At 60.9% G+C, this 20907-nt stretch carries 18 protein-coding genes; 6 read left to right on the top strand and 12 right to left on the bottom strand.

What is annotated here, in order from left to right; all coding sequences use genetic code 11:
* Positions 1 to 62 precede the first annotated feature (62 nt).
* The gene (gene leuA, locus AC1DD5_RS11260) at positions 63 to 1802 is read right to left on the bottom strand and encodes a 2-isopropylmalate synthase (protein WP_442005665.1); all 1740 of its coding nucleotides are present in this window, start codon (positions 1800 to 1802) and stop codon (positions 63 to 65) included.
* 251 nt (positions 1803 to 2053) lie between these two features.
* Here leuA and AC1DD5_RS11255 point away from each other — a divergent pair, with 251 nt between their 5' ends.
* Positions 2054 to 4006: a M13 family metallopeptidase gene (locus AC1DD5_RS11255; protein ID WP_477521483.1), complete on the top strand. Its 1953-nt coding sequence runs from the start codon at positions 2054 to 2056 to the stop codon at positions 4004 to 4006.
* Positions 4007 to 4101: 95 nt separating this feature from the next.
* Here AC1DD5_RS11255 and AC1DD5_RS11250 read toward each other — a convergent pair whose 3' ends face one another.
* The 5 genes from AC1DD5_RS11250 to AC1DD5_RS11230 all read right to left on the bottom strand — a co-directional run bounded on the left by AC1DD5_RS11250 (position 4102) and on the right by AC1DD5_RS11230 (position 9606).
* Positions 4102 to 5673 carry an LCP family protein gene (locus tag AC1DD5_RS11250; RefSeq protein ID WP_477521482.1) on the bottom strand — a complete coding sequence of 524 codons (1572 nt, stop codon included), beginning with the start codon at positions 5671 to 5673 and terminating at the stop codon, positions 4102 to 4104.
* Between the two features lie 103 nt (positions 5674 to 5776).
* Positions 5777 to 6772: a GTPase Era gene (gene era / locus AC1DD5_RS11245; protein ID WP_442005668.1), complete on the bottom strand. Its 996-nt coding sequence runs from the start codon at positions 6770 to 6772 to the stop codon at positions 5777 to 5779.
* On the bottom strand, positions 6723 to 8054 hold the full coding sequence (locus AC1DD5_RS11240; protein WP_477519428.1) for a hemolysin family protein: 1332 nt from the start codon (positions 8052 to 8054) through the stop codon (positions 6723 to 6725). The genes era and AC1DD5_RS11240 overlap by 50 nt, the downstream gene beginning before the upstream one ends.
* Positions 8051 to 8524, bottom strand: coding sequence for an rRNA maturation RNase YbeY (gene ybeY / locus AC1DD5_RS11235; RefSeq protein ID WP_224090475.1), 474 nt, complete (start codon positions 8522 to 8524; stop codon positions 8051 to 8053). The genes AC1DD5_RS11240 and ybeY overlap by 4 nt, the downstream gene beginning before the upstream one ends.
* Complete coding sequence (locus AC1DD5_RS11230; RefSeq protein WP_442017767.1) at positions 8521 to 9606, bottom strand: PhoH family protein; 1086 nt, start codon at positions 9604 to 9606, stop codon at positions 8521 to 8523. Before AC1DD5_RS11230 ends, ybeY begins: the two co-directional genes overlap by 4 nt.
* A 444-nt stretch (positions 9607 to 10050) precedes the next feature.
* On the opposite strand from AC1DD5_RS11230, the gene AC1DD5_RS11225 reads away from it, so the two are divergent.
* Complete coding sequence (locus AC1DD5_RS11225) at positions 10051 to 10923, top strand: GerMN domain-containing protein (RefSeq protein ID WP_442005671.1); 873 nt, start codon at positions 10051 to 10053, stop codon at positions 10921 to 10923.
* Positions 10924 to 10969: 46 nt separating this feature from the next.
* Here the strand turns inward: AC1DD5_RS11225 and AC1DD5_RS11220 are convergent, their stop codons facing one another.
* The 3 genes from AC1DD5_RS11220 to hrcA are packed head-to-tail and all read right to left on the bottom strand — an operon-like array spanning position 10970 to position 13939.
* Complete coding sequence (locus tag AC1DD5_RS11220; RefSeq protein WP_442005672.1) at positions 10970 to 11743, bottom strand: 16S rRNA (uracil(1498)-N(3))-methyltransferase; 774 nt, start codon at positions 11741 to 11743, stop codon at positions 10970 to 10972.
* A gap of 2 nt (positions 11744 to 11745) precedes the next feature.
* Positions 11746 to 12873, bottom strand: coding sequence for a molecular chaperone DnaJ (dnaJ, locus tag AC1DD5_RS11215; RefSeq protein ID WP_431115348.1), 1128 nt, complete (start codon positions 12871 to 12873; stop codon positions 11746 to 11748).
* A 58-nt stretch (positions 12874 to 12931) separates the two neighbouring features.
* Positions 12932 to 13939: a heat-inducible transcriptional repressor HrcA gene (gene hrcA, locus AC1DD5_RS11210; protein ID WP_442005673.1), complete on the bottom strand. Its 1008-nt coding sequence runs from the start codon at positions 13937 to 13939 to the stop codon at positions 12932 to 12934.
* Between the two features lie 174 nt (positions 13940 to 14113).
* On the opposite strand from hrcA, the gene AC1DD5_RS11205 reads away from it, so the two are divergent.
* Both AC1DD5_RS11205 and AC1DD5_RS11200 read left to right on the top strand, forming a co-directional pair.
* Entirely contained in the window at positions 14114 to 14965 is an 852-nt protein-coding gene (locus AC1DD5_RS11205) for a DUF3097 domain-containing protein (RefSeq protein WP_442005730.1), read from the top strand.
* Positions 14966 to 15100: 135 nt separating this feature from the next.
* A complete protein-coding gene (locus tag AC1DD5_RS11200; protein ID WP_159699313.1) occupies positions 15101 to 15514 on the top strand; it encodes a DUF4870 domain-containing protein in 414 nt (137 codons plus the stop codon).
* Positions 15515 to 15542: 28 nt separating this feature from the next.
* On the opposite strand, the gene hemW is transcribed toward AC1DD5_RS11200, so the two are convergent.
* The gene (hemW, locus tag AC1DD5_RS11195) at positions 15543 to 16772 is read right to left on the bottom strand and encodes a radical SAM family heme chaperone HemW (protein ID WP_477521481.1); all 1230 of its coding nucleotides are present in this window, start codon (positions 16770 to 16772) and stop codon (positions 15543 to 15545) included.
* Entirely contained in the window at positions 16773 to 18626 is a 1854-nt protein-coding gene (gene lepA, locus AC1DD5_RS11190) for a translation elongation factor 4 (RefSeq protein WP_442005675.1), read from the bottom strand.
* Positions 18627 to 18829: 203 nt separating this feature from the next.
* On the opposite strand from lepA, the gene AC1DD5_RS11185 reads away from it, so the two are divergent.
* Together AC1DD5_RS11185 and rpsT are read left to right on the top strand one after the other, a co-directional pair.
* On the top strand, positions 18830 to 19369 hold the full coding sequence (locus AC1DD5_RS11185) for a type II toxin-antitoxin system PemK/MazF family toxin (protein ID WP_477521480.1): 540 nt from the start codon (positions 18830 to 18832) through the stop codon (positions 19367 to 19369).
* A gap of 167 nt (positions 19370 to 19536) precedes the next feature.
* The gene (gene rpsT / locus AC1DD5_RS11180; RefSeq protein WP_216925588.1) at positions 19537 to 19797 is read left to right on the top strand and encodes a 30S ribosomal protein S20; all 261 of its coding nucleotides are present in this window, start codon (positions 19537 to 19539) and stop codon (positions 19795 to 19797) included.
* A gap of 81 nt (positions 19798 to 19878) precedes the next feature.
* On the opposite strand, the gene holA is transcribed toward rpsT, so the two are convergent.
* On the bottom strand, positions 19879 to 20895 hold the full coding sequence (holA, locus tag AC1DD5_RS11175) for a DNA polymerase III subunit delta (RefSeq protein WP_477521479.1): 1017 nt from the start codon (positions 20893 to 20895) through the stop codon (positions 19879 to 19881).
* Positions 20896 to 20907: the final 12 nt, after the last annotated feature.

The raw sequence follows: 20907 nt of genomic DNA, 5'->3' as shown, positions 1-20907 counted from the left end.
GGCCAAGGAGGACCACAAGACCGTGTGGTGACGGTATTTCCCGTCACCACACCGTCCAGGCGTTAGGCCCGGGCGTCCCGAACTGCCCGGTTTACGGCAGAGATGAGTGCTTTCAGTGAAGAAGTCGTGGTGCTGGGGTCGATTCCCACGCCCCAGAGGACACGTTCTCCTACCGCGCATTCAACATAAGCAGCCGCGCTTGCGCTGCCGCCTTCCGACAGGGCATGTTCGCTGTAGTCGAGCACACGAACATCAACGCCGTCATGGTGCAGGATGTCCAGCAGCGCGGCGATTGGACCATTACCGTGCCCGGTCCTGCGCACCTCTACGCCATCAATCCGCAGGTTCGCGTTCATGGTCATGGCGCCGGACTCGTCCGTTTCAGTGCTTACGCTGCCCAGGGAGTACCGGCCCCACTGGGCTTGTTCCTCATCGGAGGGCAGGTATTCGTCCTGGAAGATCTGCCAAAGCTGCGCACCGCTGACCTCCCCGCCAACAGCATCTGTCCGGCGCTGGATAACTCCGGAGAATTCAATCTGGGCGCGCCGCGGAAGATCGAGATTGTGCTCGTTCTTCAGCAGGTAGGCGACCCCGCCCTTGCCGGACTGCGAGTTGACCCGGATGACAGCTTCATAGCTTCGGCCCAGGTCCTTGGGATCAATAGGCAGGTAGGGAACCTGCCAGGTGAAATCATCCACGGGTACGCCTGCTGCGGCAGCATCCTTCTCGAGTGCTTCGAAGCCCTTCTTAATGGCGTCCTGGTGCGATCCGGAAAAGGCAGTGAAGACGAGGTCGCCACCATAGGGCGAACGTTCGGGAACCGGCAACTGGTTGCAGTACTCAACCGTGCGGCGGATCTCGTCGATGTCTGAGAAATCGATCATCGGGTCCACGCCCTGGACAAACATGTTCAGGCCCAGGGTGACGAGGTCAACGTTTCCGGTGCGCTCCCCGTTACCAAACAGGCAGCCCTCAATGCGGTCTGCTCCAGCCAGGTAGCCGAGTTCTGCGGCAGCAACGCCGGTACCGCGATCGTTGTGCGGGTGCAGTGAAATGATGATGCCGTCACGGGGATGCAGATTGCGGTGCATCCACTCAATGGAGTCCGCGTAGACGTTGGGAGTTGCCATCTCCACCGTGGCCGGCAAGTTGATAATGACCTGCTTGTCGGCTGATGCTTCAAAAACGTCTGCAATCGCATTGCACACCCGGGCTGCATACTCCAGCTCGGTTCCGGTGAAAGACTCCGGCGAGTACTCGTACGTGATGTGGGTATCGGTCAGCGTCTCTTCATACTTCTTGCACAGGCGGGCACCCTGCAGGGCGATATCGAGGATGCCGTCCTCGTCCTGGTTGAAGACAACGCGGCGCTGCAGCACAGAAGTGGAGTTGTACAGGTGCACGATCGCCTGCTTGGCACCCACCAGCGACTCGTAGGTCCGTTCAATCAGGTGTTCACGCGCCTGGGTGAGGACCTGGATGGTGACATCGTCCGGAATATGGCCGCCTTCGATCAGCTGCCGAACGAAATCAAAGTCGGTCTGGGATGCGGAGGGGAATCCAACCTCGATCTCCTTGTATCCCATGTTGACCAGCAGCTGGAACATCTTCAGCTTGCGCGCCGGGCTCATGGGATCGATCAGCGCCTGGTTGCCATCGCGCAGGTCCACTGCACACCAGCGTGGGGCCTTGGTGATTACTTTGTCCGGCCACGTACGATCCGGAACCTCGACAGTGATCTGGTCCTGGAACGGCAGGTAGCGGTGAATCGGCATACCGGAGGGCTTTTGTGCATTACGCATGTCGTGTTGGCCTTTTCTCTAAGATCTAAATGAAAGCTTAGCCGGGCACAACTAAACTCCGCGGCGAGGGTGGCCCAGCTTTCAGATAGCTTTCAGGCCTCGCCGCGGCAGCTAAGAAGAAGCATTCCCGCACGCACAAGTTCACAGTAACACGGTGCGTATGATGACATTGCAACACCTCATGCAACGTCCACTATGCAGACGCAGCGACGGTGGCAACGCCGGCTGCAGCGTCCATTCAAGGAGCCACAGTGCCACAGTCGGGGATCACTCTTTCCAACATCGATCACAGCGTCCGGCCGCAGGACGATCTCTACCAGCACGTCAACGGTGCATGGCTGAACAGCACGACGATCCCTGACGACCGCCCGCTGGAAGGCACCTTCACCGCTTTGCGGGACGAGGCAGAATTGGCTGTCAAGGCGATCATCGAGGAAGCCGCGAACAAGGGAGCATCAGCCTCCGGCATCGAACAGAAGGTCGGCGGCCTTTACGCGAGCTTCATGGATGAGGCTGCGGCAGAGGCGAAGGGACTCGAACCCTTGCAGGAGCGACTGGAGGAAGTCCGGTCAGTGGGTTCGGTGGAGGAATTTTCGGCGTTGCTTGGCCGCCTGTTCCGATGCGACGTGTCCGGTTTGTTCTCGATCTACCCGGCACCGGACGCCGGAAACCCGGAGCGGATTCTTCTGTACATCGGCCAGGGCGGCCTCGGACTCCCGGACGAGTCGTACTATCGCGACGAAAAGTTTGCGCCGATTGTGGCCTCCTACGGTGAATACGTCGCGAAGTTGTTCGGCCTCGCCGGAGTTGCAGACGCGGAAGCCGCGGCTGGCCGCATCGTTGCCTTGGAAAAGGCCCTCGCGTCCCACCACTGGGACAACGTCACACTTCGGGATCCCCAAAAGACGTACAACCTCAAAACGGCGGAAGAAGCAGCGAAGCTGTTCCCCCTGCTGGATACCTGGTTTGAGGCCGGCCGTGTCGATGCCGGCAAACGCGCCGAGATCGTGGTCAGCACGCCGGACTTCTTTGCTGGCGCCGCAGCTCTTCTGGAATCGGAACCCCTCGCCGTCTGGAAGGAATGGCTGACCCTGAGGGTGCTCAGCTCAGCCGCGCCTTACCTTTCTTCGGAGTTTGTGGACACCAACTTCGACTTCTACGGGACCACCCTCAGTGGCACCCCGCAAAACAAGGAGCGCTGGAAGCGCGGCGTGGCCGTCGTCGAAGCAGCACTTGGCGAGGCAGTGGGCCAAATCTATGTGGAGCGCCATTTCCCCGAGGGGCACAAGGCCAGGATGCAGACCCTCGTGGCCAATCTGATCGAGGCCTACCGGGACAGCATTTCTTCCCTTGAGTGGATGGGTGAGGACACAAAGGCCGAAGCCCTTAAGAAGCTGGACGCATTCCGCCCCAAGATTGGTTTTCCTGAGAAATGGATAGACTACTCCGCTGTTGAGATCGACCCCCATGACCTCCTGGGTAACGTAGAGCGGGCCCACGACGCCGACGTCGATCGCCACCTGGATGAAATCGGCAAGCCGGTGGACTTGGACAAATGGCTCATGACTCCACAGACAGTGAACGCCTACTATCACCCGATGCTGAACGAAATCGTGTTCCCCGCCGCCATCCTCCAGCCGCCATTCTTCACTGCAGAAGCAGACGACGCAGTGAACTACGGTGGCATTGGTGCTGTAATCGGACATGAGATCGGCCATGGATTCGATGACCAGGGATCCCAATTCGACGGAAGCGGAGCCCTCCGCAATTGGTGGACCGAACAGGACAGGACGGCCTTCGAAGCCCGCACGGCAAAGTTGGTTGCCCAATTCGACGCGCTATCTCCCTACGCCGCACCTGACCACAAGGTCAACGGCAAACTGACGTTGGGTGAGAACATCGGTGACCTGGGCGGCCTCACCATTGCGTATAAGGCCTACCTGCTCAGCCTCGATGGTGCCGAGCCTGAGGTCCTGGACGGTTTCACAGGCCAGCAACGGTTCTTCATGTCCTGGGCTGCCGGCTGGCGCCAGGTGATCCGAACCGAGGAAGCAATCCGCAGGCTTGCTACGGATCCACACTCCCCCAACGAGTTCCGCACGAATGCCATTGCCCGGAACCTCGACGCCTTCCACGAAACCTTCCAGGTCAACGATCAAGACCGGATGTGGATGGCACCTGAGGACCGGGTCAGCATCTGGTAAAGCCACTACGACGAATGGCCGGACCCCGTGGATGAATCGGGTTCCGGCCATTCGTCTTTATCCTGCCTCGCAGCCAATTACCGCTGCGATGACTGTTATTGGGTGATGTAGAGCGGGTTCACCTGTTGGCACACTGCTTCTTTGGCCGTCTGGTTGACTACATCAGGTGGAACAGAGGCCGCCCCATAGGCTGTCCCCGTTCCGAAGTCGGTGCCCACGTAGAGCTGCACGCCCGAAACTCCCTTGGCTTGCTGAACCTGTGCCGCCGGGATACCGAACAGCGCGGCAACGTCGGTAGCAACGTCGGCGAAGTCCGGACCGTAGTAGACCACGGTCTTCTCCACTGGGTTGGCCAGATACGAAACGGACTGTGTAAATCCATTGCCGGTCAAGGTGGCCAGGAGTTCCTGCGCCCTGGTCCCAACCCCGCTGCCGTTGGCGACTGCTACCGGCTGGATGGCCTTGTTGTAGGCCGGGACTGCAGGGGCAGCAGTAGTAGGCGCCGTGGACGGAGTCCCGGCCCCAGGCTCTGTTGGAGCCGGGCTTGACGTTGCTCCGGGGTTTGTCAGATCCAGATCTGCGCGAAGGGCCGCAAAAAGCTGTGATGCCTGGGGCTCAACGAGCTCCAACCGATTGGGGTCCAACGCGGCTGGCTGGGTGGGGACAGCAACAAAGGCGACTTTGGAGACATCAATGTCCTTCAGCCTTCCACCAATCGTCAGCAGCGATGGCACAGACGCCAACCCCTCATCGACGGTCAGGTTTTGCGTGACGACATCAGCGATCTGCAGGAGCCTCTGGGGATTGCCGAGCGTGCCGTCGGCCTTCAGCTTCCGCGTCAGTGATGAAAGAAACGCCTGCTGGCCCTTGATTCGCCCGAGGTCCCCACCGTCTCCAAAGGCATGCCGGGTACGCAGGAATGCCAGGGCCTGCTCGCCTTCAACCTGAGAGTTGCCCTTCGGCAAACGAAGATGGGAGTCGGGATCAAAGACGGGATCGCTGACACAAACATCCACTCCGCCCACAGCCTTGGACAGTTCCTTCACCGCGTTGAAGTCGGCCATCATGAAGTGATCTATTTCCAGGCCGGTGAGCTTGTTGATGGTGTCCACGGCACAGCCGATTCCGGCTTCTGCCATGGCTTCGTTGATCATCACGCCGCTCCGCGCGGGGAACGTCTGGTTGTTGGTGTGGTCCGTGCACTGGGGCACATCCACCAGGAGGTCACGTGGGAAACTCATGACGCTGACACGTTTATTGTCCGCAGAAATGTCCAGCAGCATCATGACATCCGAGTGGCCGTAGCCCGTGGAATCGTCCGCGTTACCATACTGGGAGTTTTTCCCATCACGGGTATCCGACCCGAGGATAAGGATCTGCAGTCGGTCCGACTTGTCATTGACTACCGCATCATTGCTATCGCGCGATTCTGCCGCGGATAGCGGGGCCTTGGTGATGTTGGTCTGTAGACGGATAAACCAGAAGGCCGCAAAAGCAACGCCGGCAACGAGAGCCACTGACACGAGGCCGGTAACAATCTTGAGCCACAACGGGAGGCCCTTGGGCGCGTTCATGTGGCGCGGAGTTCCCTCGGGGTCCTCCCCATGGCGCGCCGCATCAGGAGCAGCGGTGCCGGGGCCCAGCGGGCGGGCGTCACGACGTCGCACTATTCGGTTACCTTTCCTCAAACACGTGGATCCCCGCAATCATAGTGGCGGATTCTGGGAAGTTCCTTATCGAGCCCGGGCTACGCCGTTGCCGTGACGCCGGTCAGAAGCCGAGTTTCACCAATTGCTTGGGATCACGCTGCCAGTCTTTGGCAACCTTGACATGCAAATCCAGGTAGATCCTTGTTCCCAGGAGCGTCTCGATTCCCTTACGCGCGTTGGTTCCGACCTCACGCAGCCTGCTGCCACCCTTACCAATGATGATGGCTTTCTGCGAAGGCCGCTCCACGTACAGATTGACGCGGACATCCAGCAACGGGTTGTCCTCCGTACGTCCTTCGCGGGGCACGATTTCCTCAACGACGACGGCAAGGGAGTGGGGAAGTTCATCCCGGACACCTTCGAGTGCGGCTTCACGGATGAGTTCAGCAATCATGACGGCCTCGGGCTCGTCCGTCAGCTCACCATCCGGGTAAAGGGGCGGCGACGAGGGCATGTGCCCGATAAGTACGTCGGCAACGGTGGATACCTGGAAACCGTCGGCGGCAGAAACGGGAACGATATCCGCCCAGCCTTGTTCTCCGAGGACTTCACGGCCCAATGCGGCAACAGCGAGCAGCTGTTCGGTCAGGGCCTGACGGTCCACGAGGTCAGTTTTCGTCACAAGGGCAACAATGGGCTTGCGGCCAACGGCAGCGAGCTGCGCGGCGATGTACTTATCGCCGGGACCGATTTTTTCGTTGGCCGGCAAGCAGAAGCCGATAGCGTCCACCTCGGACAACGTGTCAGCCACGAGGTCGTTGAGTCGCTTTCCCAGAAGCGTACGTGGCCGGTGGAGGCCCGGTGTATCAACCAGGATCAGTTGTGCGTCCTCGCGATGGACGATGCCACGAATCGTGTGGCGCGTGGTCTGCGGCTTGGCAGATGTAATGGCCACCTTCTGCCCTACCAACGCATTTGTCAGCGTGGACTTACCCGCGTTGGGGCGGCCAACGAGGACCGAGAATCCGGCGTGGAAGCCACCGAAATCGTCATCGGCGTCGAATTTCTTATTTTGCTTGCTCACGTGGAACTCCCTGTTGCGTTGTGTCGGCCTCATCGAGAAGGTCTTCAAAGTCAGTGTCTTCCTTTGGCATGGCTGCCGCAATGATGTGGCTGACCCGGTTTCGGCGACCCTCAAGCCTATCTGCCTTTAGCGACACACCGTTCACTTCAACGGAGCTCCCGACGATCGGAACCTGGCCGAGAGCCTTGGCAAGGAGGCCGCCAACGGTGTCCACTTCGTCGTCGTCGAGGTCGATATCGAACAGTTCCCCGAGGTCATCGATGCTCATGCGGGCACTGACACGGTAGGTTCCGTCGCCCAGGTCCACCGCTTCTTCGGCCGCGGAATCGTACTCGTCAACGATCTCTCCCACGATTTCTTCGATGAGATCCTCCAAGGTCACCAGGCCGGCGGTGCCGCCGTACTCATCGATGACGATGGCCACGTGGGTGGATTCCTTCTGCAGTTCCTTCAAGAGGTCGCTCACGGGCTTGGATTCCGGGACATACCGAACGTCCCGGGCGAGAGAATCGACGTCGTGCGGTTGCAGTCCGGGTTCGCCGCGATGCATCGCCGCGGCAACGTCCTTGAGGTAGAGAATGCCGCGGATCTGATCCGTGTTCTCGCCAATGACCGGTATCCGGGAATAGCCGGAGCGGAGGAAGAGTGCCATGGCCGCTTCAAGGTCCGAACCCGTCCCGATGCTGACGATGTCCGTGCGCGGAACCATGACCGAGCGAACCAAAGTATCGCCGAAGTCAAAGACCGAGTGGATGAGCTCTGCCTCGTTGTCTTCGATCATGTCCGATTCCGCCGCCCGGTCCACGAACTCGCGGAATTCTTCCTCGCTGACAAACGCGTCATCACCGCCGGGGGCGCCGGGCGCGACTGCGCTCCCCAACGCGACAAGCCAGCCGGGAATGGGTCCGAGGATCCAGCAGAGGAACCTGATCAGCGGGGCGGTAAAGCGGACGATGGGGCCCGAATGCGCGCGTCCCAGCTGCCGGGGCGAGACGCCAACCAAAACGAATCCGATGACAGCCATGATGCCGGTTGCCGCCAATCCGGCAAGCCACACGTTGTCCAGAAAACTGTGCATGACGACAGCGACGGCGACCGCTGCCGCCATCTCGAACCACACGCGCCAGAACCGCAGGGCACGCATATGAGCGACCGGCTTCTTGAGGATGCTCCCCAAGGCTTTGCCCTTGCTGCGGACTACCGATTGTTCAGCTTCGTGCCGGGGCAGGAAATTGAACGCAGCCTCGGCTGCGGTCAGCAAGGCGACGAAACTGAGGAAAACCAGCGCCATGCCGACCAGGATGAGCGAGGTCACTGCATGGTCTCCATGGGGGCATCCTTGCCCAGGAACTCAGACAGCAACTCACGCTGCAAACCGAACATCTCTTCCTTTTCCTCCGGTTCAGCGTGGTCGAAACCAAGCAGGTGGAGGATGCCGTGCGTGGCGAGCAACAGCATTTCGTCCTGGGTGGTGTGTCCGGCGTTCCGCGCCTGCACCTCGGCCACCTGCGGACAAATGGCTATGTCTCCGAGCATTCCCTGCGGCGTGGGCTTGTCAGGTGTGCCCGGCGTCAACTCATCCATGGGCACCGAGAGCACATCCGTGGCTCCTGGTTCGTCCATGAGCTCGATGTGCAGCTTCTCCATGGCGGGTTCATCCACCAGGAGGATGGACAGCTCAGCCTGCGGATGGATGTAGAGGCGCTCGAAGATGAACCGCGACAACGTCACCAGTTGGGCTTCGTCCACCTCCACGCCGGATTCGTTGTTGATTTCAATGCTCATTTTCGTTCTCCACGTTTGTGATGTGTGCCGGCGGCCCCATCCGTACGGTGCGCGTCATCCCACCTGCTGTAGGCCGAAACGATGTCTGCAACCAAACGGTGCCGGACGACATCCGCAGCCTCCAGGATGGAGAAATTGACGTCCTCGATCCCACTGAGGATTTCCCGTACGATCCGCAGTCCGGAGGTGGAGCCAAAAGGCAGGTCGATCTGCGTTACGTCTCCTGTGACAACCATCTTTGAGCCGAATCCGAGGCGGGTCAGGAACATCTTCATCTGTTCAGGAGTGGTGTTCTGGGCCTCGTCCAGGATGATGAATGCGTCATTGAGCGTCCGTCCACGCATATAGGCCAACGGTGCGACTTCAATGGTGCCGGCAGCCATCAGCCTGGGAATGGACTCCGGATCCATCATGTCGTGCAAGGCATCGTAAAGCGGCCGCAGGTAGGGATCGATCTTGTCGCTCAGCGTTCCCGGCAGGAAGCCCAGCCGCTCCCCTGCCTCAACAGCGGGCCGGGTCAGGATGATCCGGCTTACTTCCTTGAGTTGGAGGGCCTGCACGGCCTTGGCCATGGCGAGGTAGGTCTTGCCAGTACCTGCCGGGCCAATACCGAAGATCACTGTGTTGGCATCTATGGCATCCACATAGTTCTTCTGATTCAAGGTCTTGGGCCGGATGGTTTTGCCGCGGCTTGAAAGAATGTTGTGGGTAAGGACATCCACGGGATTCTGGACCGACTGTGTCCTCAGGAGGGAAACGAGCTGCTGCAGGACATCAGGGGTAACGACCGTTCCCCTGGCTACCAGTCCGCGGACCTCTTCAAGGAGGCGCATGATGCGCGGGATGACCGTGGACGGACCGGACATGGACAATTCATTGCCGCGAACGTGGAAGTTGACGTCCGGGAACTGCTCCTCGATGTAGCGCAAGGCTTCGTCATGGCTGCCCAATGAGTGAACCATCTGATCGGAGTTGTCGAACGTGACGATTTCCGTGCGCGTGCCCGGTAAGGTGTGCGGGAACTCGGTGGTGGCTGGGTTCCCGTTTCCGGTCCGCAGCCGCCCATTCAGGGATTCACTCATAGTGGTGGCCGTACGGCCTCTTCTCCTCCGGTCGGATAACAGTTGGTCCATCGTTTCGACAACGGGACTGGCTCAACCGCCAGGCCATATGCCGGAATGCCTTCAATCCTACGCCAGCCCGGCAGACCACGGGCGTTCGCCCGCGGATCCTCTGCCGTATCCTCCCCGCATCCTCCCCGCGAGGGCGTCCGTCGACTGCGACATTTTGTCTCAACTCGGCATCAAGCGGGTATCAATCCTGTTTCAGTTGCCGCCAGTGCCCGCAAACCCGGCCAGCCGCCGTCGACGATATGCCAAGCTGGCAGAGCGGGTAGTCAAACTACGCGCGTTCGACGGGCCGGCGACAACCACCGGCTACCAAGGCAAGGAACCCCCATCACGCAGTCAGTAAGCCATCAGCCCGGCGGGCGAAAGCGGAAAAAGTCCGCCGTCGCAGCGCCTGCGATGCTTGCTGTCCTTTTGCTGACCGGCTGTATCGCCAACGGCGGACCCACTCAAACTACGTCCAGTGCGCCGCCAGTCAGCGTCCAGGAAGCTCCGGCCAGCAACGCTCCCCTGGAGACCACCCAGGCGTCCACTAAGATCCCGGTCTACTGGATTGGGCGGAGCAAGGAAGATGTCTACCTCTACCGCGAATTCAGGGACATCTCCGGCGATGGAAACCCCGTCACCACTGCGCTGCGCATCATGATGGCCGAAAAGCCGTTGGACCACGACTTCTTCACCCCGTGGCAGGACCCCGGCAGCCTGGCAACATCCATCTCGGGCAAGAACGTGATCACCGTTGATATTTCCCGGGATGCCTTCAACTCCAACCTTGATGCAGGCATGGCGCAACGGGCTGTACAGCAGCTGGTCTACACTGCCACGGCAGCAGCTTCGTCGTCAGGCCTGATCAACTCCGGGCAGCAAATCCAAGTGGTCATCCTGGTCGACGGTCACACTGATTTCATGGCCTTCGGCCAGGTACGGCTCGGACAACCAATGGCAAGGGACGCTTCCTTGGTGGCGCCACTATGGATCATCGACCCGCAGGAGGACACCTCGCTCCCGGCTGGCGTGGTCAAGTTCAATGGCCGCAGCACTGACAGCTCCAAGCCGGTCAGCTGGCAGATCCTCCGGGACAACGGCAATGGCGAAAAGGCCAGCCTGCTGACCGGCCAGACAAAAGCCACAGGAGAGCCGGGACAATTCGGCGTCTTCTCCTTCAATGCGACCCTGAAACCAGGGAAATACGAATTGCGCGTATCCCAGGTTCAGGACTCCGGGCAAGCAGACACATCCACCACCGATACGCGGCTTTTCAGCGTCGGCTAGAGCCGGCGTCGCGCATTAGCTGGCGTTGCCTGGAAGGCGACACAGCCTACCAGCGGCCCAACACGTCGGAGGCGAGTACGACGGCGGCGGGTCCCGCCGTCGAAGACCTCAGGACGTGGTGCCCCAAGAGAGCCGTGACCGCCCCGGCGTCGCTGAGGCGCGTCACCTCGCGTGGCGAGATGCCGCCTTCCGGCCCCACGATCAAGAGGACTTCACGTGGTGAATCCAGACCGCCGGCCTCAGCCACGATGGGCGCTTCCAGGACGGTCCGCAAGGGGTTCTTGGCGTCCTCGTGAAGGATTACAGCCAGGTCCGCGGCGGCAACAGCCTTTGCCAAAGCCGCGGAATCCAGGATAGGACGCACCTCCGGTATCCACGCCCGCCGGGCCTGCTTCGCCGCGGCAGTGACCACAGACTGCCACTTCGCGTGGGCCTTGGCAGCGCGATCCCCCTTCCAGCGGACGATGGATCGCTCAGCCTGCCAGGGGATTACGGCGTCTATGCCCAGTTCGGTGGCAGTTTCAATGGCCAACTCGTCACGGTCACCCTTGGCCAACGCTTGGACCAGCACCAAACGCACGTCTGGCTGATCTTCGAAAACTACCTCGGATGCCGTGACGGACAAACTTCCAGGGCCAACTTCTGCAACCGTGCCTGTCAGGCGGGCTCCTGCGCCATCGGCGATGTCCACGGACTCACCGACAGTGAGCCTCTTCACGGTAACGGCATGCCGGGCTTCTGCACCGTCGATGACGAACACAGCGCCCGGCTCAACTCCGTCCAGGCTCCCGGCGGGCGTGAAGAAAACGGGGTTGCTCACCGCTACAGGTTACCGAGCTTGTCCCGCAGCTTGGCGAACATGCCACCGCTGGCCACGAGTTTGCCTTCGCTGAACTGCTCGCCGCGCAACTTGGCAAGCTGCTGCAGGAGCTCTTCCTGTGCTGGATCCAGCTTGACCGGTGTCTCAACGTGCAGGTGCACCTTGAGATCGCCGCGGCCGTAGCCCCTGAGGTGGGTAACGCCCAACCCGCGAAGCGTGATGACTTCGCCGGACTGGGTGCCGGCCTTGACATCAATCTCCTGGGGCCCGTCGAAAGTTTCCAGGCTCAGTTCCGTGCCCAAGGCGGCGGCTGTCATCGGAACGCTCAGTGTTGCGTGCAGGTCGTCGCCTTCACGGATATACGTGGAGTCATTGTTGACGCGGATCTCTACGTAGAGGTCGCCCGCAGGTCCGCCAGCTGGTCCTGCTTCGCCCTGTCCGGAGAGTTGGATGCGCGTACCTGTCGCAACACCGGCAGGGACCTTGATGGTGAGGGAACGCCGGCTGCGGATACGGCCCTGCCCGTTGCACTCGTTGCAGGGATCCTTGATGACCGTACCGAAGCCCTCACAGGAACCACACGGCGCCGTGGTCATGACTTGGCCCAGGATGGATCGAACGGCCCGCTGGACTTGGCCGCTGCCGCCACAGATGTCACAGCGCTCCGGGTGTGTGCCCGGCCGGCAGCAGCTGCCATCGCAGGTGGGGCAGACGACAGCCGTATCAACTTCGAGCTTCTTGTTGACACCAAACACGGCGTCCTTGAGGTCGATGCGGACACTGATCAGTGCGTCCTGGCCCCGGCGCACACGGGAGGCCGGACCAGCGTGCCCGCCGCCACCGCCGAAGAAGGTATCGAAGATGTCCTGGAACGCGAAACCCTGGCCGGAGTAGCCGCCACCAAAGCCGTTGTCAGTGCCATTCTCGTTACCGGTGGCATCGTAGACGCGGCGCTTTTGGGGGTCGGACAGCACTTCGTAAGCATGCGTCACGGCCTTGAACTGCTCCGCGACATCCTCCCCCGGGTTGACGTCCGGGTGAAGCTTTCGCGCCAACTTGCGGTACGCCTTTTTGATCTCTTCCCCGGTGGCTTCCGGCGAGACTCCCAAAACGTCATAGTGGCTGCTCAAAGTCTGTATCTCTTCCTTGTTATACGGTTACACGGCGATTCTTACCTCGGGGCTTGCGTCAGCCGCCGAGAATGCGGGAAAGGTAACGGGCCACGGCGCGCACGGCAGCCATGGTGGTGGGATAGTCCATCCGGGTTGGTCCGAGGATTCCCACCTTGGCACCGGAGCCGTACCCCGTTGCCACAACCGAGGCCTCGGCCAGGCCATCGTAAGGATTCTCGCGCCCGATGCTCACAGTCACGCCGCGGGGATCATCCCCCATATCGGACAACAACCGAAGCATGACAACTTGTTCCTCAAGAGCTTCCAGCACTGGCCCAATGCTCAACGGGAAATCGACATTGGAGCGGGCAAGGTTGGCTGTTCCGGCCATGACGATGCGCTCTTCGCGGCTGGTGTCGCTGAGGGCTTGGAGACCATGGGCAAGATGCTGCGCGAGTCCCCGAAGCTCCGGCGGGCACAGCGCCACTACGGAAGGCAACACCTGCGGCAGCAGTGCCAGCTGGGTTCCCGCGATGCTTCCCAGGAACCGGGAACGCAGTGCCATCAAGGCCTCGTTGCTTACATCAGAGCCAGCCTCGATGACCTTCTGGCCAACGCTTCCTGTATCTGCGATGAGCACCACGAGCACCTGCTTTGGCGCCAGGAGGACAAATTCAACGTGACGGACCAGGGCACGGTTGGAGTGCGGATACTGAACGACGGCGACCTGGTTGGTCAGTTGCGACAGTAGCCTGACCGTGCGCTCAAGGATGTCATCGAGGTCGTCCGGCCCTTCAAGGAGCGAGTGGATGGCTCGACGCTCCGCGGCGGACAACGGCTTGACCTGCGAGATGCGGTCCACGAACAGCCGATAGCCCTTGTCCGTGGGGATGCGGCCTGCGCTGGTATGCGGCGCTGCGATGAGGCCTTCTTCTTCCAGCACAGCCATATCGTTCCGGATGGTGGCGCTGGAAACGCCCAGATGGTGCCGCTCCACAAGTGCCTTGGATCCAACAGGCTCACGGGAATGCACATAATCCTCAACGATTGCGCGCAGCACTTCAAGCTTGCGTGGCTCACTCATTGCAACACCTCCTGACGACTGTCCGGGCCTTTATCGGGACGGATAAACAGCACTCACTTAGCACTCAACATGCCCAAGTGCTAACAAGTCTAGTATGAGCCAGCACGTTGCTAGCATTGAAACCGCCCGCGGGAGTTATTCCCAGCACAACCAGCACAGAGGGGTATGAAGTCCTTGGCTTTCGATACGTGGGGCCCGCAGGATCTGTCCGCTCCTGCCAAACGCCAACTCCCCGAGGTAGCCGTCCAGCGCGGGATGGTCCTTGAAGACGTCCAGTCCGGCTGGGTGGGCGAAGTCACACGGGTGGAGAAATCGGGGGGAATGCACATCGTCTCCCTTGAGGACAGGCGTGGCAAAACCAAGTCGTTCCAACTCGGGTTCGGTTTCCTGCTTGAAGGGCAGGCCATCCGTCTCATGCCTCCGGCAGCAAAGGCTCCTGGTTCGCCTGTGCAGTCGGGTCGAACGGCATCCGGGTCCGTAAGGGTCCTGGGCCATCGTGCACAGGTGGCCAAGGCGAGCCGTATTTGGGTGGAAGGCAAGCACGACGCCGAACTGGTGGAGAAAGTCTGGGGCGACGACCTCCGCATTGAGGGCATCGTCGTAGAGCCACTCCACGGCGTGGACGACCTCAAGTCAGCTATCGCCGCATTCTCGCCCGGGCCAGGGCGCAGGCTCGGGATCCTGGTAGACCACCTCGTGGCAGGCTCAAAAGAATCACGCATCGCCGCAGAAGCCATGACGGTACCCGGAGCCGCCGGAAACGTCCTGATCGTCGGCCATCCGTATATAGACGTCTGGCAAGCCATCCGGCCAAAAGTGCTGGGTATTGAGCGGTGGCCGGAAGTTCCACGAGGCACTGACTGGAAGACCGGGATACTGACCGCGTTCGGCTGGCCGCACGAAACCGCCGAAGACATTGGACTCGGCTGGCAGCGCCTGCTTGGTGCGGTACGCAGCTACGCCGACTTGGAAGCGTCGCTGCTGGGAAGGGTGGAGGAAGTCATCGATTTCCTCACCACTGCCTGACCGTCTTGTCCTGAATTACGTTTCCTCAATGCACTTTTCGCAGGGACGTAACGGGGCGTTGGTCCCGGGATGACCCGGAACCCAGTATTCTGGGACAGCAACACTGCAGCATCTTTACAGCAAAGGGAAGACACCGTGGCAGAGAACGCTCCTGAAGAACCGGGCAGCGCCGCAGGCCAGCCCCAGTACCATGGCGCGCCCGCAAACGCACTCCCACTGACGGCAAGCGAAGACCGGCAGTGGGCCACCCTTGCGCACTTCGGGGGAATTCTGGGATGCCTGCCGTCCCTGTTGATCTATCTCATCTTCCGTGATCGCGGGCCATTTACGGCGCAGGAATCCAAGGAAGCACTGAACTTCACGCTTCCTCCGACCATCGCGGCAGTCCTGGCAAATATCCTGGTTCTGCTTCCCGTCGTGGGCAATATCTTTGCAGTCATCGCCACGGGCATCTGGGTAGCCCTGACGTGCTTCTCAGTCTCGGCTGGTATCCGCGTCAATCACGGACAGCCCCACCGCTACAAGCTCAACCTGCGCTGGATTAAGTAGTCCAAGGCTTCCAGGATTCTGCAGACGATTAGTCCGGCAGAATCCTGCGCACCACGGCGTCGGCCAGGAGCCGGCCCTTAAGGGTAAGAACCAGGCGCCCCTTGAAGGCCGCACCCGGATCCACGAGTTCTTCAGCGATCAGTCCTGCCATCGCATGGCGGCCAACTTTGTCCAGCGCATCAACGGACAGACCTGTACCGAGCCGGGCCTCAAGCATGATGCGCTCGACTTCCCGGGTTTCGGCGTCAAGGGTTTCCCTGCCAGCTGCCGGCGAGTCTCCTGCCGCCAGACGGTTGGCGTAAGCGGTGGGGTGCTTGACGTTCCACCAGCGGACACCGCCCACGTGCGAGTGAGCGCCCGGACCGATCCCCCACCAGTCATCGCCCCGCCAATAGGCAAGATTGTGACGGCAGGCCTGTTCAGGCGCTTTCGACCAGTTGCTGACCTCGTACCATGTCAGCCCGGCTTCCGAGATCAATTTATCGGCGAGCTCATATTTCGCGGCGTGGTCGTCGTCGTCAATTCCGGGAACTTCGCCGCGGCGGATTTGGGCCGCCAGCTTTGTGCCGTCTTCCACGATCAGGGCATAGGCGCTGATGTGATCGGGTTCGTAGGACAGGGCGGTCTCAAGGGACAGTTGCCAGTCCGCCATCGACTCTCCCGGCGTGCCGTAGATGAGGTCAAGGCTAACGGCCAGGCCCGCCTCGCGCGCCCACTGGACCACCAGCGGAACGCGGCTCGGGGTATGGGTCCGGTCCAGCACTTTGAGGACGTGCGGTACCGCGGACTGCATGCCGAAAGAGACGCGCGTAAAGCCGGCATCCGCCAGCACCTGGAGCGACTCGGGCGTTACGGAGTCGGGGTTGGCTTCGGTGGTCACCTCGGCGCCCGGTTCAAGTCCCCACTGCACGACGGCGGCACGAAGGATACGAGCCAAGTCCTCGGCAGGGAGCAACGTGGGTGTCCCACCACCGAAAAATACAGTGCTCAGTGGGCGCTTCGGCAGACCGGAGGCATCCATAGCGGTGGCTGCAAAGTCCAGTTCAGTGACAGCCGTGCCTGCGTAAGCATCCTGCGACGCCCCACCACCCAGCTCCGTGGCCGTGTAGGTGTTGAAGTCGCAATAACCGCACCTCACCGCGCAGAAGGGGATGTGCACGTACAGGCCGAACTTGCGGTGCTCGACGCCGGTCAGCACCTGCGGAGGCAACAAACCGTCCGCAGGTGCAGGGTCGCCCAAAGGGAGGACGCTGGGCATTTACTTCTTTGCCTTGTCCTTGGACTCGTCGGTGGTCAGCGCAGCGATGAAAGCTTCCTGAGGCACTTCAACGCGGCCCACCATCTTCATGCGCTTCTTGCCTTCCTTCTGCTTCTCGAGCAGCTTGCGCTTACGGGTGATGTCACCGCCGTAGCACTTGGCAAGAACGTCCTTGCGGATGGCCCGAATGCTCTCGCGGGCAATAATGCGAGATCCGATGGCGGCCTGGATGGGCACCTCGAATTGCTGACGCGGGATGAGTTCGCGCAGCTTGCCGGTCATCATGACACCGTAGGCGTAGGCCTTGTCACGGTGGGTGATGGCACTGAAAGCATCCACCTGCTCGCCCTGGAGCATGATGTCCACCTTAACGAGGTCGGCAACCTGTTCGCCGTCGGCCTTCCAGTCCAGCGAGCCATAACCGCGCGTCTTGGATTTGAGGATGTCGAAGAAGTCGAACACGATTTCCGCCAAGGGAAGGCGGTACCTGATTTCCACACGGTCCTCGGAGAGGTAGTCCATACCACCCATAACGCCGCGGCGGCTCTGGCACAGCTCCATGATGGCGCCAACAAACTCGTTCGGTGCCAGGATGGTGGCTGAGACCATAGGCTCGCGGACCTCGGAGATCTTGCCTGTGGGATATTCGCTGGGGTTGGTCACGTGGATCACCTTCTTGTCCTCCAGCGTTACCTCGTACTCCACGTTGGGAGCTGTGGAGATGAGATCGAGGTTGTACTCGCGCTCAAGACGCTCACGGGTGATTTCGAGGTGGAGCAGACCCAGGAAACCAACACGGAAGCCAAAGCCCAATGCGGCGGACGTCTCGGGCTCATAGACCAGAGCGGCGTCGTTAAGCATCAGCTTCTCGAGGGCATCACGGAGCACGGGATAGTCAGTTCCATCAAGCGGGTACAGACCCGAGAAAACCATGGGCTTGGCATCGGCGTAGCCGCTGAGCGACTCCGACGCCGGCTTGGCGAGGTTGGTCACGGTATCGCCAACCTTGGATTGGCGGACGTCCTTAACACCGGTGATCAAGTAGCCGACCTCGCCCACACCCAAGCCCTTGGAAGGTGTGGGCTCCGGGGAGCTGACGCCGATTTCCAGGAGTTCGTGAGTGGCGCGCGTGGACATCATCTGGATCCGCTCACGCGGGTGCAGCATGCCGTCCACAACGCGAACGTAAGTGACCACGCCGCGGTAGGTGTCATAGACGGAGTCGAAGATCATGGCCCGGGCAGGAGCATTGGCATCGCCCACGGGAGCCGGGAGGTCACGGACAATTTTGTCCAGCAACGCTTCCACGCCTACTCCGGTCTTGCCTGAAACCTTGAGGACATCTTCCGGGTCTCCGCCAATAAGGTTGGCCAGTTCCGCCGCATACTTCTCAGGCTGGGCTGCCGGGAGGTCGATCTTGTTCAGCACCGGGATGATGGTGAGGTTGTTCTCCATCGCCAGGTAGAGGTTGGCAAGCGTCTGGGCTTCGATCCCCTGCGCTGCGTCAACCAGCAGCACCGCGCCTTCGCAAGCTGCCAGGGAACGCGAAACCTCGTAGGTGAAGTCGACGTGGCCAGGAGTATCGATCATGTTCAGGGCGTAGCTGGTGCCATCGAGTTCCCACGGCATACGCACTGCCTGGGACTTGATGGTGATGCCGCGCTCACGTTCGATATCCATACGGTCCAGATACTGGGCCTTCATGTCGCGCTGTTGAACGACGCCGGTGTACTGCAGCATGCGGTCGGCCAAGGTGGACTTACCGTGGTCGATGTGGGCAATGATGCAGAAGTTCCGGATGATGGCCGGATCTGTTGCGGCGGGCACCGGTGCGGTGCGGGCCATGGGAGACACGCAGGATCCTTACTGTCGACACTCACACGGCAAATCCACCGGCTGGGCAAAGGCCAGCCGGGACACGCCGCGCATCTGATCCTCTAGTCTCCCACGAACCGGCCGTTCACCGTACATTCCCTGCCGGAGCAGTACGTTCCAGCCGGACTCGATGAAACGCTGCGCACCGTTGCTTGGCAAACCATCGCGGTAGCGTTGTCGGCATGGCTTTGGACTTGCGCCCTTTGGGCAAACTCATCCTTCGATCCCTCAAGGCGCTCGGCGGCAGCAGTACTGGTAGGAAGAACGCTCCCGCTGGTTCCCCTCGGCAGCGAACCCGGCAACCCGCCGTCGGGCAACAACCGGGCGCCTACCCCGGCGACTTCACCGGCGTGACGAAACTGCACTACTCCCCCAAGCCGGATGGCCGGCCGGATCCCGGTGAAATTGTGTGGACCTGGGTTCCCTTTGAAGAGGACTTCTCGCAGGGCAAGGACCGCCCGGTGCTGTTGGTTGGCAGGGATGGCGAATGGCTCCTGGGCCTCATGCTGACATCCAAGGACCACGACAACGGCAGGCGGGCTGGAGATTACGTTGATGTTGGGGTGGGGCAATGGGACCGTCAAGGGCGCCCCAGCGAAGTCAAGCTTGACCGCGTGATCCGGGTGAGCCCCCAGGCGATCCGGCGCGAAGGTGCAGTCCTCGGCAAGCCAGCGTTCCTTGAGGTTTCCCAGGCCCTGAGGGATCGTCACGGCTGGAACTAATCACCGTTCCACACTGGGCCCGGCTTTCTGCTATCCTTTATAGCTGTGTGTCCGTGCAGGTCGACGGCCACTCATGGTTGGCTGCCATAGGCATCCCCACGCCGCTCAGTCGATGGCCAACCTGAAAACCCTCTAGACCATTTCCGCATTAAAAAGAGAGTTCATACGTGGCTAATATCAAGTCCCAGAAGAAGCGCATCCTCACCAACGAGAAGGCTCGCCTGCGTAACAACGCCGTCAAGTCCGAGCTGAAGACGGCCATCCGCGCCGTTGCCAACGCCGTTGAGTCTGCTGACAAGGATGCTGCTGCAACTGCACTTGTTGCTGCCAGCCGGAAGCTGGACAAGGCTGTCAGCAAGGGCGTTATTCACAAGAACAACGCTGCAAACCGCAAGTCGGCGATCTCCAAGAAGGTCAACGCACTCTAAGGTTTTTCCAGTTCGACTGAGCTGATCAAAAGGCCGGCGCCCACGGGTGCCGGCCTTTTGGGTTTAACCCCGCCGCTGGATTTAACCCCGCCGCGCGGAGGTAGCGATAACGGTTACCGCGTGTTCCACGGCATACACAGGATCGCGGGACAGGCCTTTGACTTGGGCGTCGGCCTCGGCGACAACTTGGATAGAGCGGATGAGGCCCTCGGGGGTCCAGCGGCGCACGTCCCGCTGCGCCTGCTCGACGAGCCAAGGCTGCATGCCCAAGCTTTTCGCGATGTGGGCCGAGGATCCTTGGGCTCCGGCAACTTTGGCCAGAGTGCGCAGTTTTGCTGCAAGCGCGGCCACCAAGGGAACAGGATCAACCCCGGTAGACAGGGCATGCCGCAAGGTGGACAAAGCCACTGGCCCGTTGCCCGCCATCGCGGCATCGGCCACCTTGAATGCCGTGGCCTCGACGCGTCCGCCGTAGTAACGTTCCACGGTTGCTGCATCCACGGCTGTCGTCGCGTCAGCAATTAGCTGGTTGCAAGCGGCCGCGAGCTCGGACAGATTGGCTCCCACTGCATTGACCAGGGCCTGGACAGCTTCGCCATCAATCCGGCGACCAGCGGCTTTGAATTCCGAGACAACAAACGCAGTTTTGTCCGCGTCCTTCTTAAGAGGCTGGCAATCGATCGCAGGCCATCCAGCCGATTTCACTGCGTCAAGCAGTTTCTTCCCGCGAACACCACCGGCATGGCGCAGCACCAAAACCACATCCTGTTCGGGACGGGCCAAGTACGACAAAGAGTCGGCCAGGAACGCATCATTCATGGCTTCCAGGCCCTCAACTTCAATGAGCTTTCCCTCGCCGAACAGAGACGGGGTCACGGTCATCGCCAATGACCCGGCCTCGTAGGAGCCAGCGTTCAGCCTGCTGAGTTCAACATCCGGAGTTGCCGTCCGCACTTGGGATCTGATGCGGTCCATGGCCCGGATACCGAGGTACTCCTCCGGGCCCGTGATCAGCACCACGGCGGCCGGGGTCGCGTCCCGCCAGCTGACGTTGTTCGCAGCGACGCTCTTGGCCCGGGTGTTTTGGGCAGCAGCCACAGATGGTTCCTT

The sequence above is a fragment of the Paenarthrobacter sp. 10L420 genome, assembly GCF_056395385.1.
Note: the sequence above shows the minus strand (reverse complement) of the source record. Positions and strands in the feature narration are given on the sequence as shown.

What these genes read in the sequence shown, in the direction of transcription:
- AC1DD5_RS11185 (WP_477521480.1), top strand. Translation starts at nt 18,830, where the DNA reads ATGGCTTTGGACTTGCGCCCTTTGGGCAAACTCATCCTTCGATCCCTC.
- hemW (WP_477521481.1), bottom strand. Translation starts at nt 16,772, where the DNA reads ATGCCCAGCGTCCTCCCTTTGGGCGACCCTGCACCTGCGGACGGTTTG.
- hrcA (WP_442005673.1), bottom strand. Translation starts at nt 13,939, where the DNA reads ATGAGTGAGCCACGCAAGCTTGAAGTGCTGCGCGCAATCGTTGAGGAT.
- era (WP_442005668.1), bottom strand. Translation starts at nt 6,772, where the DNA reads ATGAGGCCGACACAACGCAACAGGGAGTTCCACGTGAGCAAGCAAAAT.
- leuA (WP_442005665.1), bottom strand. Translation starts at nt 1,802, where the DNA reads ATGCGTAATGCACAAAAGCCCTCCGGTATGCCGATTCACCGCTACCTG.
- ybeY (WP_224090475.1), bottom strand. Translation starts at nt 8,524, where the DNA reads ATGAGCATTGAAATCAACAACGAATCCGGCGTGGAGGTGGACGAAGCC.
- AC1DD5_RS11225 (WP_442005671.1), top strand. Translation starts at nt 10,051, where the DNA reads ATGCTTGCTGTCCTTTTGCTGACCGGCTGTATCGCCAACGGCGGACCC.
- AC1DD5_RS11230 (WP_442017767.1), bottom strand. Translation starts at nt 9,606, where the DNA reads ATGAGTGAATCCCTGAATGGGCGGCTGCGGACCGGAAACGGGAACCCA.